The 13,674-nt window shown below is 60.9% G+C and carries 11 protein-coding genes; 2 read left to right on the forward strand and 9 right to left on the reverse strand.

Features of this window, described 5'->3' with window-relative positions; translation table 11 throughout:
- Window positions 1–81 precede the first annotated feature (81 nt).
- From BFW87_RS18545 to BFW87_RS18560, 4 genes are all read right to left on the reverse strand, one after another.
- On the reverse strand, window positions 82–1,332 hold the full coding sequence (locus tag BFW87_RS18545; protein ID WP_078741195.1) for an OprD family porin: 1,251 nt from the start codon (window positions 1,330–1,332) through the stop codon (window positions 82–84).
- Between the two features lie 171 nt (window positions 1,333–1,503).
- Window positions 1,504–2,961: an AdeC/AdeK/OprM family multidrug efflux complex outer membrane factor gene (gene adeC / locus BFW87_RS18550; RefSeq protein ID WP_078741196.1), complete on the reverse strand. Its 1,458-nt coding sequence runs from the start codon at window positions 2,959–2,961 to the stop codon at window positions 1,504–1,506.
- Complete coding sequence (locus BFW87_RS18555; RefSeq protein WP_078741197.1) at window positions 2,958–6,119, reverse strand: efflux RND transporter permease subunit; 3,162 nt, start codon at window positions 6,117–6,119, stop codon at window positions 2,958–2,960. Before BFW87_RS18555 ends, adeC begins: the two co-directional genes overlap by 4 nt.
- A 3-nt stretch (window positions 6,120–6,122) precedes the next feature.
- Entirely contained in the window at window positions 6,123–7,271 is a 1,149-nt protein-coding gene (locus BFW87_RS18560) for an efflux RND transporter periplasmic adaptor subunit (RefSeq protein ID WP_078741198.1), read from the reverse strand.
- Between the two features lie 265 nt (window positions 7,272–7,536).
- Between BFW87_RS18560 and BFW87_RS18565 the strand changes: the two genes are divergently transcribed.
- Window positions 7,537–8,169 (forward strand): TetR family transcriptional regulator, encoded by a 633-nt coding sequence (locus BFW87_RS18565; RefSeq protein WP_078741199.1) that lies wholly within the window; start codon window positions 7,537–7,539, stop codon window positions 8,167–8,169.
- Window positions 8,170–8,551: 382 nt separating this feature from the next.
- Here BFW87_RS18565 and BFW87_RS18570 read toward each other — a convergent pair whose 3' ends face one another.
- The 3 genes from BFW87_RS18570 to BFW87_RS18580 are packed head-to-tail and all read right to left on the reverse strand — an operon-like array spanning window position 8,552 to window position 11,142.
- Window positions 8,552–9,607: an alkene reductase gene (locus BFW87_RS18570; protein WP_078741200.1), complete on the reverse strand. Its 1,056-nt coding sequence runs from the start codon at window positions 9,605–9,607 to the stop codon at window positions 8,552–8,554.
- A 28-nt stretch (window positions 9,608–9,635) separates the two neighbouring features.
- Complete coding sequence (locus BFW87_RS18575; RefSeq protein WP_078741201.1) at window positions 9,636–10,802, reverse strand: MFS transporter; 1,167 nt, start codon at window positions 10,800–10,802, stop codon at window positions 9,636–9,638.
- Window positions 10,803–10,815: 13 nt separating this feature from the next.
- Window positions 10,816–11,142, reverse strand: coding sequence for an ArsR/SmtB family transcription factor (locus BFW87_RS18580; protein WP_078741202.1), 327 nt, complete (start codon window positions 11,140–11,142; stop codon window positions 10,816–10,818).
- Window positions 11,143–11,296: 154 nt separating this feature from the next.
- On the opposite strand from BFW87_RS18580, the gene BFW87_RS18585 reads away from it, so the two are divergent.
- A complete protein-coding gene (locus tag BFW87_RS18585; protein ID WP_078741203.1) occupies window positions 11,297–11,881 on the forward strand; it encodes an ACP phosphodiesterase in 585 nt (194 codons plus the stop codon).
- 112 nt (window positions 11,882–11,993) lie between these two features.
- On the opposite strand, the gene BFW87_RS18590 is transcribed toward BFW87_RS18585, so the two are convergent.
- The gene (locus tag BFW87_RS18590) at window positions 11,994–12,785 is read right to left on the reverse strand and encodes a lysophospholipid acyltransferase family protein (RefSeq protein WP_078741204.1); all 792 of its coding nucleotides are present in this window, start codon (window positions 12,783–12,785) and stop codon (window positions 11,994–11,996) included.
- On the reverse strand, window positions 12,785–13,540 hold the full coding sequence (gene olsB, locus BFW87_RS18595; protein WP_078741205.1) for an L-ornithine N(alpha)-acyltransferase: 756 nt from the start codon (window positions 13,538–13,540) through the stop codon (window positions 12,785–12,787). Before olsB ends, BFW87_RS18590 begins: the two co-directional genes overlap by 1 nt.
- Window positions 13,541–13,674: the final 134 nt, after the last annotated feature.

Consider the following 13,674-nt stretch of genomic DNA (forward strand, 5'->3'; position numbering starts at 1 on the left):
TGGGCACGGGCTCGAAAAGAAGCCGCTGCTGGGCGGATCAGCAGCGGCAGGCGCGCACCATACAGTAAGTTCAGCGGCGGTTTACAGCAGGCTGATCGGGTAACTGACGATCAACCGGTTTTCATCGAACTCATTGTTGCTGTAATCGCGGCGCATGCTCGAATTGCGCCAGCGCACATTAAGGTTTTTAAGGGTGCCGCTTTGCACGGTGTAGCCCAATTCGCTTTCACGGCCCCATTCCTTGCCGTCGGTGATGGTGCCCGTGTGCACGTTGCTGCCGCTGATGTAACGGTTCATCAAGGTCAGGCCTGGCACGCCGAGGACTACGAAGTTGAAGTCGTGGCGCACTTGCCAGGACTTCTCCTGGGCGTTGTCATAGCTCGAGTTGTAACTGTCGTTGGCCAGGGTGCCGCCGCTGGTGCCGTTGACCCGCATCCACGCGCTGTTGCCGGTGAGTTTTTGCAGGCCGACGTAGAAGGTGTTGCCGCCGTAGCGCGCAGAGAACAGGCCGGACCAGGTCTTGTTGTCCAGCTCGCCGGCACGGGCGCTGCCGTCGTCCTTGCCGTAGAAGAACCCGAGGTTGGCGCCCAGCGTCCAGTCGCCGATGGGCTGGCTGTGGATCAGGTTAACGAATTGCTGGCGGTAGATGTCTTTGAGCTGGGCATTCCACAGGCCGATCTGGGTGCGTTTGTCGTTGAACGCGTATTCGCCGCCCTGGAAGTTGAAGCGGTCGGAGGTGAAGGCGGTTTTACCGAACATCGACATGTCCGTCATGCTGCTGTCGTCACGCGGGCTGTTGGCGCGGAACTGGCCGCCGTAGAGGGTCAGGCCGTCGATTTCCTTTGAGGTGATCTGCCCGCCGCGCAGGGTTTGCGGCAGGGAGCGGCCGTCATCGGAGCGCAGGATCGGCAGCACCGGCATCCATTCGCCGACCTTCAGTTCAGTCTTCGAAATTCGCGCTTTGAACGCCACGCCGAGGCGCCCGAAATTGTCCGCCGGGCGCCCATCGCGGTCCAGCGGCAGCAGTTGGGTGCCACCGGTGCCGCGCCCGCCATCAAGCTTTTCGGAGTACAAACCCAACACATCCAGACCGAAACCCACCGTGCCCTGAGTGAAGCCGGACTTGGCGTCGAGGATGAAACTTTGCGTCCACTCCTGCGCGCCGCCCTGGGCCTTGGTCGGGTTTGTGTAATTGCGGTTGAAGAAGAAGTTGCGCAGGTTGAGGTTGGCGCTGGCGTCTTCGAGAAAGCCGTGTTCATCGGCGACGACGGGCAAGGCAAAACTGGCAACAGCGGTGGCCAGCAATAGCTGGCGCGGGTGCAAAGTGCTCATGGCGAGGGACCTGTTGTTATTGGGGTTATGCAGGTGCCGGCCATGGTGCGTGGCGGTGCGGGGGCGATGAAAGAGGGGTAGGGCGGGTTGTGGGCGATGATCGAACGCAAGTTGGCGGGCATAAAAAAACCGCTTCCGGTGAGGGAAGCGGTTTTGTCTACAACGCTGCTATCAGAACAACTTCAGCGGCGGTGCTTCTTCTTTCAACGGCTCGTTCTTCGCGGTCTGCTCGTTCCAGCCACCGCCGAGGGCCTTGTACAGGTTGACCTCGCTGTTGAGCTGCGCCAGGCGGTCGGTGATCAGCGATTGCTGGGCACTGAACAGTTGGCGCTGGGCGTCGAGGAAGGTCAGGTTGCTGTCGACACCAATGCGGTAGCGACGCTCGGCCAGGCGGTAGTAATCCTGGTTGGCGGCGACGAAACCACGTTGGGCGTCCAGCTGCTGCTTGTAGGTCTCACGGGCGGCGAGGCCGTCGGAGACTTCCTGGAAGCCGGTCTGGATGGCCTTCTCGTAGTTGGCCACGTTGATCTCTTTCTGGATCTTCGAGTAGTCCAGGCTTGCGCGCAGGCTACCGGCGTTGAAGATCGGGATGTTGATCTGCGGGGCGAACGACCAGGTACCCGAACCGCCTTTGAACAGGCCGCCCAGGGTCGGGCTCGCGGTGCCGGCGCTGGCGGTCAGGCTGATGCTCGGGAAGAACGCAGCTCGGGCCGCGCCGATATTGGCATTGGCCGCTTTCAGGTTGTACTCGGCCTGCACGATGTCAGGGCGACGCTGCAGCAGGTCAGACGGCAACCCGGCTGGCACTTCGCTGAGCAGGTCGTCCGAGAGCGGTTTGCTGGTGATGTTCGCCGGCAAGCCGGTGCCGAGCAGCAGAGTCAGGCTGTTTTCGTCCTGAGCCACCTGGCGCGTATACCGGGCAAGCTGCACGCGGGCGTTTTCCACCGAGGTGCGCGCCTGGCTGAGGTCGAGGGCCGAGGCCACACCGACTTCGTTGCTGCGCGAGGTCAGCTTGTAGCTCTGCTCGAATGCACCGAGGGTGTCCTGAGTCAGCTTGAGCAGTTCCTTGTCGGCCTGCCAGGTCAGGTAGGCGTTCGCCACACTGGCCACGAGGCTGATTTGGGTGCTGCGTCGCGCTTCTTCAGTGGCGAAGTACTTTTGCAAGGCTTCTTCACTCAGGCTGCGCACGCGGCCGAACAGGTCCAGTTCATACGAACTGATCCCCAGGCCCGCCGAGTACTGGCTGGTGATGCCCGCTTCGCCGGACTGCGACAGCTTGGCCGGTGTACGTGTACGGCTGCCGCTGCCCGTGGCCGAGATGGCCGGGAACAGGTCGGCGCGCTGGATCTGATACTGCGCCGCGTAAGCGTCGATGTTCAGTGCCGCAACGCGCAGGTCACGGTTGTTGACCAGCGCGGTCTGGATCAGCTGTTGCAGGGCAGGATCATGGAAAAACTGCTTCCAGCCCTGCTCGGCAGCGGCCTGGCCCGGCGCCTGGGCCGACGAATACGCCGGCCCCTGCGGGAACTGTGCGGCCACCGGCGCTTCGGGGCGCTGATAGTCAGGTATCAGCGAGCAGCCACTGAGCACGAATGCGGTGACGGCTAAGGAAAGTAGCGACTTGCTCATTGGCCAGCCTCTTTAGGAGTTTCAGTAGTGTCTTTCTTTTTGCGTTCGCCGGCCGAGGACACGGTTGCATAGAACAGTGGCACCCAGAAGATCGCCAGCACGGTGGCCGTGATCATACCGCCAATTACGCCCGTACCGATGGCGTGCTGGCTGCCTGAACCGGCACCGGTGGAAATCGCCAGCGGCAGTACGCCGAGCATGAACGCCATGGACGTCATGATGATCGGACGCAGACGCATGCGGGACGCCTCGATGGCCGCCTCCACGATGCCCTTGCCCTGTTCGTGAAGTTCTTTGGCGAACTCCACGATCAGGATGGCGTTTTTCGCCGCCAGACCCACCGTCACCAGCAAACCCACCTGGAAGAACACATCGTTCGACAGGCCGCGCAGGCTGGTGGCGATCAATGCACCGATCACACCCAGTGGCACCACCAGAATGACCGCGATCGGGATCGACCAGCTTTCGTACAGGGCCGCGAGGCACAGGAACACCACGAGCAGCGACAGGGCGTACAGAGCAGGCGCCTGGGAGCCGGACAGACGTTCTTCGTACGACAGACCTGTCCAGGCGTAACCCACGCCAGCCGGCAAGTCTTTGGCAATGCGCTCGACTTCCGCCATCGCGTCACCGGTACTGTAGCCCGGTGCCGGAGTACCGAGGATTTCCATCGCCGCTACACCGTTGTAACGCGAGAGCTTCGGCGAGCCGTAGATCCACTTGCCGGAGGAGATGGCCGACAACGGCACCATTTTTCCGTCGTTGCTGCGTACGTACCATTTGTCCAGGTCTTCCGGCGACATCCGGCTGGCCGCGTCACCCTGTACATACACCTTCTTCACACGACCACGGTCGATGAAGTCGTTGATGTAGCTGCCACCCAGGGCAATCGCCAGGGTTTGCTGGATATCCGAGAGGCTGATGCCCTGGGCGCTGGCTTTCTCGTCGTCAACGGTCAGCTCGTACTGCGGCTCATCGTTCACGCCGTTGGGGCGCACACCCGCCAGGATCTTGCTTTGTGCCGCCGCGCCGAGGAACTGGTTGCGTGCAGCCATCAGCTTCTCGTGGCCGACGCCACCCTGGTCTTGCAGGAACACGTCGAAGCCGGTGGCGTTACCCAGTTCGAGAACCGACGGTGGCACCACGGCAAACACCATGGCGTCCTTGAACGTCTTGGAGAAGTAGCCCTGGGCGCGTTTGGCAATCTCGAACACCGACAGGGACGCATCACGCTCGTCCCACGACTTGAGCATCACGAATGCCAGGCCGGAACTCTGACCACGACCGGCAAAGTTGAAGCCGTTCACGGTGAACACCGAGTTAACGCCTTTGCCTTCGCCTGGCTCGCCTTCCTTGTCATTGAGCAGATAGGCGCGCATGTCGTCGATGACTTTTTGCGTGCGTTCAGCCGACGAACCCACCGGCGTTTGTACCTGGGCAAAGATCACACCCTGGTCTTCCTCGGGCAGGAACGCGCTTGGAATACGGGTGAACATCCAGATCATGCCGGCCAGAATCAGCGCATATACGAGGAAGGCCGGGATCTTGTGCTTGATCATGGCACCCACGCCACGCTCGTACTTCAGAACGCCGCTGTCGAAGGTGCGGTTGAACCAGCCAAAGAAACCACGCTTGGGTTGACCGTGTTTTTCCGGGTCGATCGGCTTGAGCATGGTGGCGCACAAGGCTGGGGTGAAGATCAGGGCAACCAGCACCGACAAGGCCATCGCCGACACAATGGTGATGGAGAACTGCCGGTAAATCACACCCGTGGAGCCGCCGAAGAAGGCCATCGGCAGCAGTACCGCCGACAGTACCAGGGCAATACCCACCAGGGCGCCCTGGATCTGGCCCATGGATTTGATCGTCGCCTCTTTAGGCGACAAGTGCTCCTCGGCCATTACCCGCTCGACGTTTTCCACCACAACAATGGCGTCGTCCACCAGCAAGCCGATGGCCAGGATCATGCCGAACATGGTCAGGGTGTTGATGGTGAAACCGGCGGCCGCGAGGATACCGAAGGTGCCCAGCAATACCACCGGAACAGTCATGGTGGTGATGATGGTGGCACGGAAGTTCTGCAGGAACAGGAACATCACCAGGAACACCAGCACGATCGCTTCGACCAGGGTGTGCACTACACCGGAGATCGATTCGGTTACCACCGGCGTAGTGTCATACGGCACTACAGCCTTCATGCCAGGCGGGAAGAACGGTTCCAGGGATGCCACGGTGGCGCGGATGGCCTTACCGGTGTCCAGGGCGTTAGCGCCTGCCGCCAGTTTGATCGCCATACCGGAAGCCGGCTTGCCGTTGAACTGCGCGCTGATGCTGTAGTTCTGGCCACCCAGTTCGATACGCGCAACGTCAGACAGACGCACCTGCGAGCCGTCGGCGTTGACCTTCATCAGGATCTTGCCAAATGCTTCAGCAGTTTGCAGGCGGGTCTTGCCGATGATGGTCGCGTTCAGCTGAGTGCCGGGCAGGGCGGGCAGGCCACCCAATTGACCGGTCGCGACCTGGACGTTCTGTGCCGCGATGGCGCTGCTGACATCCACTGGCGTGAGCTGGAAGTTGTTCAGCTTGGCCGGATCAAGCCAGATACGCATGGCGTACTGCGAACCGAAGACCTGAAAGTCACCCACGCCCGCAGTACGCGAGATCGGGTCCTGGATGTTGGACACGATGTAGTTGGACAGGTCGTCCTTGGTCATGCTGCCGTCTTCCGACACCAGACCAATCACCATCAGGAAGTTCTTCACCGACTTGGTTACGCGGATACCCTGCTGCTGCACTTCTTGCGGCAGCAGTGGGGTCGCCAGGTTCAGCTTGTTCTGCACCTGTACCTGGGCGATGTCCGGGTTGGTACCCTGGTTGAACGTCGCGGTGATGGTCATGCTGCCGTCGGAGTTACTGTCCGAGGCCACATACCGCAGGTTGTCGATACCGTTGAGCTGTTGCTCGATCACCTGCACCACGGTGTCCTGCACGGTTTGTGCGGACGCGCCCGGGTAGGTCACCTGGATGTCGATGGCGGTCGGCGCGATGGCCGGGTATTGGTTAATGGGCAACTTCAGGATCGACAGTGCCCCGACCAGCATGATCACCAGGGCAATTACCCAGGCGAAAATGGGACGGTCGATAAAAAATTTCGACATGGGTTACTCCCCTTTGCCAGCAGCGGCAGCAGGAGCGGCAGCGGAACCGGCGGGCTTGGCGTTGTCGGCGTCCTTGACCTTGACTTCGATGCCCGGCTTGATGAATTGCAGGCCTTCGGTGATCACGCGGTCACCCGCGTCCAGGCCTTTTTCCACCAGCCAGTAGGCGCCGGAAGTACGGTTGGCGACCAATACGCGTTGCTCGACCTTGTTGTCCTTGTTCACGATCAGTGCAGTCGGGATGCCCTTGAGGTCACGGGTCACGCCTTGCTGAGGTGCGAGGATGGCCTTGCTGTTCACACCGGCTTGCAACTGGGCGTGTACAAACATGCCCGGCAGCAGGGTGTGGTCAGGGTTGGGGAACACGGCGCGCAGGGTCACGGAACCGGTGGTCTGGTCGACCGACACTTCGGAGAATTCCAGCTTGCCGTCCTGGCCGTAGGAACTACCGTCTTCCAGGGTCAGCTTGACCTTGGCAGCGTTGTCGCCGGCCTTTTGCAGCTGGCCGCTTTCCAGGTCGCGGCGCAGTTTCAGCATTTCAGCCGAAGACTGCGTGACGTCGACGTAGATCGGGTCCAGTTGCTGGATCACGGCCATGGCGTCGGTCTGGCCATTGCTGACCAGTGCGCCTTCGGTCACTGAAGAACGACCGATACGCCCGGAGATCGGCGCGAACACTTTGGTGTAACGCACGTTGATCTGGGCGGTTTGAACGTTTGCTTCCGACGTCATGCGGTTGGCGACGGCGGTGTCGTATTCCTGACGGCTGACGGCCTGCTCATCGACCAACTGCTTGTAGCGGTCGGTGATGGACTTGGTCTGGGTCAGGCTAGCCTGGGCGCTTTTCAGGGTGGCGTCATACACCGACGGGTCGATCTGGTAGAGCTGTTGCCCTTCCTTCACGTCGGCGCCTTCCTTGAACAGGCGCTTGAGAATGATGCCGTTGACCTGAGGACGAACTTCCGCGATGCGATAGGCCGTGGTGCGGCCTGGCAGTTCGGAGGTCAGGGTAAAGGCTTGCGGTTGAATAGTGACCACGCCGACCTGAGGGGTTTGAGCGGGCGGAGCCGCTTCTTCCTTTTTACATCCGCTGAGCAGCGATGCCAGGGCGACGGCAGTGACCAGAGCGGTAACAGCTGGCTTAAGTTGCATGAAGATCCTCGGGTCAGGCGCGCAGAGTGCGCACAAGAAGTGTGGAAGGGTAAAAAACAAGCTGTGAGTAGATAAGTAGCTTGCTACGCAATATACTTACGTTCATGGTTGTTTGTAAACTCTTGACAGGCTTCGCGAAATGTTGACAAAGCAACCCTCGAAGCCTCGATTTTAGTACGTTCGGCGCCCATGACGGTGTCGTCCCACAATTATTCAGATGATGGTCAAGCACCATCCACAGTGTCCTGATTGAGGTTTTACTGCCATGGTTCGTCGCACCAAAGAGGAAGCTCAGGAAACGCGCAGCCAGATTCTCGAAGCCGCCGAGCAAGCCTTCTATCAGCGTGGCGTCGCGCGGACTACGCTGGCGGACATCGCCGCGCTGGCCGGCGTGACGCGCGGCGCGATCTATTGGCATTTCAGCAACAAATCCGATTTGTTGCAGGCCCTGCTCGACACGCTGCACGAGCCCCTGGATGAGTTGGCCCGGGCGAGTGAAAGCGAGGACGAAGTCGACCCGCTGGGCTGTATGCGCAAGTTGTTGATTCGTCTTTATCATCAAGTGGCCCTGGACCCGAAAACCCGGCGCATCAACGAAATCCTGTTTCATAAGTGCGAGTTCACCGATGAAATGTGTGACATGCGGCGCCAACGCCAGACTCACAGCCTGGAGTGCAATTTGCGCATCAGCCTGACACTCCGTAACGCGGTCCATCGCGGGCAACTTCCGGAAAACCTGGACACTACGCGCGGTGCGGTGTGCATGCATGCCTTCATCCATGGCTTGGTAGGCCAATGGCTACTGGTGCCCGACAGTTTCCAACTGCACGAGGACGCCGAGCGCTGGGTTGATGCAGGGCTGGACATGCTGCGCCTGAGCCCCAGCCTGCGCAATTAAGACAAAATGCGTAATTGCGTCCAGTTGTGTCAACAGTAAAGTCCAGCGACGGTCAATCGTCCCTTCGCCTTATTGGTGGGGTGACTTTATATACGGGCTGGCGGGCGGTTGATAGGTAGCCGCCTAAGTATTTTGTAGCAATATTGTTGCAAGGCTGTGAAGGAATGTTTCCTGATCTTCGTACGATCGTTCCCACGCTCTGCGTGGGAATGCATCCTGTGACGCTCCGCGTCACGCTTTCAAGGGCGGACGCAGAGCGTCCAGGGCGGCATTCCTTTGCTGCGCGTGGGAACGATCCTTAAACAGTAGATCTGCGGTGTTTTCAGGCACGCGTAAAAAAGCCCCGGTTGTCTCCAGCCGGGGCTTTTTGCGTTTCAGGCGATTACAGCGCCAGGGTCGGGTAGTCGATGTAACCGACCGGGCCCTTGGCGTAGAAGGTTTCCGGGTGCGCTTCGTTCAACGGCGCATCGGCCTTCAGGCGGGCCGGCAGGTCCGGGTTGGCAATGAACGGTACGCCGAAGGCCACCGCATCAGCTTTACCGGCGGCCAGCCAGGCGTTGGCGCTGTCCTTGGTGAAGCGTTCGTTGGCGATGTACGGGCCGCCAAAGGCTTTTTTCAGTTGTGGGCCGAGGCTGTCGCCGGCTTCTTTCTCGCGGGAGCAGATGAAGGCGATGTTACGTTTGCCCAATTCGCTGGCGACGTAGGTGAAGGTTTCCGACAGGTTGTCGTCGCCCATGTCGTGGGAATCGGCGCGCGGTGCCAGGTGCACACCCACACGGCCGGCGCCCCAGACTTCAACGGCGGCGTCGGTCACTTCCAGCAGCAGGCGCGCACGGTTTTCCAGGGAGCCACCGTAGTTGTCGGTGCGCTGGTTGGTGCTGCTTTGCAGGAACTGGTCGAGCAGGTAACCGTTGGCACCGTGGATTTCCACGCCGTCAAAGCCTGCGGCTTTGGCGTTTTCGGCACCGGTGCGGTAAGCGTCGACGATGTCGGCGATTTCAGCGGTTTCCAGGGCGCGCGGGGTAGGGTAGTCGGCCAGCGGGCGAACCAGGCTGACGTGGCCTTTAGGCTGGATGGCGCTCGGTGCCACCGGGGTTTCGCCGTTCAGGTAGGACTCATGGGAGATACGGCCCACGTGCCACAGTTGCAGGAAGATCTTGCCACCCGCGCCATGCACGGCCTTGGTCACATTGGCCCAGCCGCGCACCTGGTCGTTGGACCAGATGCCCGGGGTATCCGGGTAGCCCACGCCCAGTGGCGTCACGGAGGTGGCTTCGCTGAGGATCAGCCCGGCGGAAGCGCGTTGCACGTAGTACTCGGCCATCAGTGCGTTGGGTACGCGACCTTCATCGGCACGGCAGCGGGTCAGCGGCGCCATGATGATGCGGTTGGACAGTTCCAGGTCGCCCAGTTTGATTGGATCGAAAATAGTCGTCATGGGAAAACACCTTTCTCTTTGAAGTTGATCAGTTGGTCGCGGGGGCCAGGTCGGCATCGCCGCTCTGACGGAAAGTAATCAGGGTTACCAGCAGCGCGAGGATTGCCAGGGCTGCGGCGGCCAGTGGCACGCTGGTCAGGCCGAAGCCGTGAGCAATCACGCTGCCGCCGACCCAGGCGCCGAGGGCGTTGCCGATGTTGAAGGCGCCGATATTCAGGGTGGACACCAGGTTCGGTGCGGCCTTGCCGAAGGTCACTACGTTGATTTGCAGCGCAGGTACGGCGGCGAACGCAGCGGTGGCCCACAGGAACAGCGTGATTTCAGTCGGGATCAGCGCGACGCTGGTCCAGGTCAGCACGGTGGAAACCACCGCCATACTGATGAACACGCCGATCAGCGTGGCTGCCAGGCGTTTGTCCGCCAGCTTGCCGCCGATGATGTTGCCCAGGGTCAGGCCCAGGCCGATCAGCAGCAGGGTCCAGGTCACGCCTTTGGGCGACACGCCAGTGACATCGCCCAGCAGCGGCGCGACGTAGGTAAAGAGGGTGAACATGGACGCGGAGAACAGCGCGGTCATGGTCAGTGACAACCAGATGCCGGCACCTTTAAGGGCTTTGAGTTCGGCACGCATGTCGAGTTTTTCTTCGTCACGCTTGGTCGGCAGGAAGCGGATCAGGCCGATCAGCGCGATCACGCCAATCACCGTCACAGCCCAAAAGGTCGAGCGCCAGCCGGCTGCCTGACCCAGTGCGGTACCCAGTGGCACACCCAGCACGTTGGCCAGGGTCAAACCGGTGAACATCAAGGCCACGGCCGACGCACGTTTGTTGGCTGGCACCAGGTTGGCCGCCACCACCGAACCAATCCCGAAGAAGGCACCGTGGCACAGCGCGGTGACCACACGGGCAAACATCAGCACGTTGTAGTCACTGGCCAGGGCGCAGAGCAGGTTGCCGACAATAAAGATGCCCATCAACGCTACCAGTGCCGCCTTGCGAGGCAGCTTGGCGGTGGCCAGTGCCATAAAGGGCGCGCCGATGGCTACGCCCAAGGCATAGCCGGTGACCAGCCAGCCGGCGCCGGGAATCGACACGCCGAGGTCCGCCGCCACATCGGGCAGCAAGCCCATGATGACGAACTCAGTGGTGCCGATGGCGAAGGCGCTCAGGGCCAGTATGAGTAGCGAGAGGGGCATTATCGTTTCCTTGTTACAGCGCTGCGTTGTCGGCAGCGCTGAGTTCGGTTGTGAGCGCGGCGAGGAAGGCCTGGATGGTGTCCTCATTGCGTTTGAAAAAGTGCCATTGCCCGGCTTTCTGGCTGCTGATCAACCCCGCGCGTTGCAAGGTGGCCAGGTGGGCCGACACGGTCGACTGGGACAAGCCGCAGCGCTGGTCGATCTGCCCGGCACAGATGCCGTATTCGTGGTTGTGCAGTTGCTCGGGGAATTGCACCTTCGGGTCTTTCAGCCAGGTGAGGATGTCTCGTCGTACTGGGTGTGCCAGGGCTTTTATTATTTCGTCGAGGTCAATGGACATGGCGGGTGCTCGGTTTCGTAAAGCGTTATATCGCGATGAGGCGAACTTTAAATCGTTGTATCCCGATATACCAATATGATTTTGGTCTTAAATCAGAATGAATCGGTATATCGGGTTATAACGATACGTTTGCGGCAGTGATAGACTGCGCGCCATGAATTATCTCGCACATCTGCACTTGGGCGGCCAACTTCCTGCACAACTGCTGGGCAGCCTCTATGGCGATTTCGTCAAAGGCCGCCTGCAGGGGCAGTTCAGCCCGCAAATCGAATCGGCGATTGCGTTGCATCGCGCCATCGACCGTTTCACCGACAGCCACCCGCTGGTAGGGGAGGCACTGTCGCGTTTCAGCCTGACCCGCAAGCGCTATGCCGGGATCGTCCTCGATGTGTTTTTCGACCACTGCCTGGCGCGGGATTGGGCGCTGTATGCCGACCAGCCTTTGGAGCAGTTCACGACGCAGGTGTACCGCGTGCTCGCGGCCGAGCCGCAGTTGCCCGGGCGGCTGGCGCAAATTGCTCCGTACATGGCGGCGGATGATTGGCTGGGGTCTTATCGCGAGTTTGCGGTGATGGATCAGGTGCTGCGCGGGATTTCGCGGCGGCTGACACAGCCGGAGGAGCTGGGGTTTGCGATGCAGGAATTGCGTGAGCTGTATGAGCCGCTGAGTGACGACTTCCGGGTGTTCTATCCCGAATTGCAGAGATTTGCACAGGCCCAACTGACTGCCGGGATCTAAATGTGGGAGCGGGCTTGCTCGCGAAGGCGGTGTATCAGTCAGCCTATTTGTTACTGACAGACCGCCTTCGCGAGCAAGCCCGCTCCCACATTTGAACAGTGTTCACTTAAGGTCAGGCGGCGAATGCAGGCCGAGCATCTGCGTGCTCCGCTTCCGGCAACGGCCCAAACAACGCCTTCTGCACCGCTTGCTGCGCCTGAAACGCCAGTGCCGCACGTTCCTGCCCGGCACAGGCAATCGGTTTCAGCACATGAATCTCCACATCGCCCTGATCATTGCCAAACAACCGCATCAGGTGCGAGAGCAAATCATCATCGCCAATAAACGGCGCCAGCGCGTCCACTTGCCCGTCGCGCAGATAACGAATCGCCACCGGTTGCAGCGAAACATCCGCATCAATCGCGCTGGCCAGCAAACGCCCATGGAATGTACGCAGGCTGCGCCCGTCGGTGGTGGTGCCTTCCGGGAACATCAGCAGCGGGTGCTGTTGCTCCAAGTGGCGTGTCATCTGTTTGCGGATCAACTGGCTGTCGCCCGAGCCTCGGCGGATAAACAGGCTACCCGCCTTGGCCGCCAGCCAGCCGGCCACCGGCCAGGTGCGCACTTCGGCCTTGGACAGAAACGACATGGGTGCCACAGCGCCCAGCAGTGGAATATCGGTCCAGGACACGTGATTGCTCACCCACAGCATTGGCTGCGTCGGCAATTCACCGTGCACCGTCACGCGAAAGGGCAGGGCATGGGTCAGTCGCGCCATGAAAAACCGCGACCAGCGCTGGCGTCGCACCATCGAGTTGGCCACGCCCATGCGCTCAAACACGCCGAACACACTGGCCATGCTCAAACCCAGTGCCACCACCAGCAGCACGCGGGCAATGCGCCCGTACACCCGCAAGCGGCTCATCACATGGCCGCCTTGAAGTGGCGGGCGTAGCGCGGGCACAACTCGTCGCGCTTGAGCAGGATGAACACGTCGGCCACCTGGAAATCTTCATCCCAGCACGGCTCGCCGCAGATCTTCGCGCCCAGGCGCATATAGGCCTTGAGCAGCGGCGGCATCTCGGCGATGACGTTGGACGGCAGGTCCAGCGCCGGCAGCGGTTTTTTCGGCTCGGCGCGCAGGTGTTCGTTGCACAGGTAGCGTTCGCGCAAGCGCTGCATGATCGCGTGGGCCTGGATGCCGCCGTCGTGCATCGGAATGCTCGCGCAACCCATCAGGTAGCTGTAGCCGCCCTGGTTGAGAACCTCGGCCAACTCGCCCCACAACACGGCGATGGTGCCGCCGTTGCGGTAGGCCGGGTCGACGCAGGTGCGGCCAATTTCCAGGATCGGGCCCTGCAAGTGCAGCAGGCCGTGCAGGCTGAATTCTTCTTCGCTGTAGAACCGGCCCAGGGTGCTGGCGGCCTGGTGGTCGAGCAAACGGGTGGTGGCGACCAGTCGACCGCTGTTCAAATCCCGCACGCCGATGTGGCTGCAGTGAACATCATAGTCATCCATGTCCAGACCGTGTTCTGCGCCTTTCAGCTTGGCGTTGAACTCGCCGCTGAATACGTTGAACCGCAGGGCCTGGGCTTCTTGCAAGGCCTTCGCGCCGATCAGGCGTTCGGCTTGCAGGCGGCGTTCATTGCCGGTGTCGCTGATGCGGGCGATCTGAGTCATGGCGAATCTCCGAGTGCCAGCCACGTTTCGGCCGGTCGACTTTGTTGTCCAAAGTCAGGCTATGTAGGCTCGGTGTCAGCTCCATGAAGTTACGGTGACGGTTGGATGACAGGGTTTTGGGGGTGGGGTGGGTT

This window comes from Pseudomonas fluorescens (assembly GCF_002022275.1).
Classification (GTDB): domain Bacteria; phylum Pseudomonadota; class Gammaproteobacteria; order Pseudomonadales; family Pseudomonadaceae; genus Aquipseudomonas; species Aquipseudomonas fluorescens_AJ.

Bases quoted from the DNA above. Each gene is read 5' to 3' on its own strand.
- BFW87_RS18560 (WP_078741198.1), bottom strand. From the start codon at position 7,271: ATGCAACTTAAGCCAGCTGTTACCGCTCTGGTCACTGCCGTCGCCCTG.
- adeC (WP_078741196.1), bottom strand. From the start codon at position 2,961: ATGAGCAAGTCGCTACTTTCCTTAGCCGTCACCGCATTCGTGCTCAGT.
- BFW87_RS18545 (WP_078741195.1), bottom strand. From the start codon at position 1,332: ATGAGCACTTTGCACCCGCGCCAGCTATTGCTGGCCACCGCTGTTGCC.
- BFW87_RS18570 (WP_078741200.1), bottom strand. From the start codon at position 9,607: ATGACGACTATTTTCGATCCAATCAAACTGGGCGACCTGGAACTGTCC.
- BFW87_RS18590 (WP_078741204.1), bottom strand. From the start codon at position 12,785: ATGAGCCGCTTGCGGGTGTACGGGCGCATTGCCCGCGTGCTGCTGGTG.
- BFW87_RS18565 (WP_078741199.1), top strand. From the start codon at position 7,537: ATGGTTCGTCGCACCAAAGAGGAAGCTCAGGAAACGCGCAGCCAGATT.
- BFW87_RS18575 (WP_078741201.1), bottom strand. From the start codon at position 10,802: ATGCCCCTCTCGCTACTCATACTGGCCCTGAGCGCCTTCGCCATCGGC.
- olsB (WP_078741205.1), bottom strand. From the start codon at position 13,540: ATGACTCAGATCGCCCGCATCAGCGACACCGGCAATGAACGCCGCCTG.
- BFW87_RS18585 (WP_078741203.1), top strand. From the start codon at position 11,297: ATGAATTATCTCGCACATCTGCACTTGGGCGGCCAACTTCCTGCACAA.
- BFW87_RS18580 (WP_078741202.1), bottom strand. From the start codon at position 11,142: ATGTCCATTGACCTCGACGAAATAATAAAAGCCCTGGCACACCCAGTA.
- BFW87_RS18555 (WP_078741197.1), bottom strand. From the start codon at position 6,119: ATGTCGAAATTTTTTATCGACCGTCCCATTTTCGCCTGGGTAATTGCC.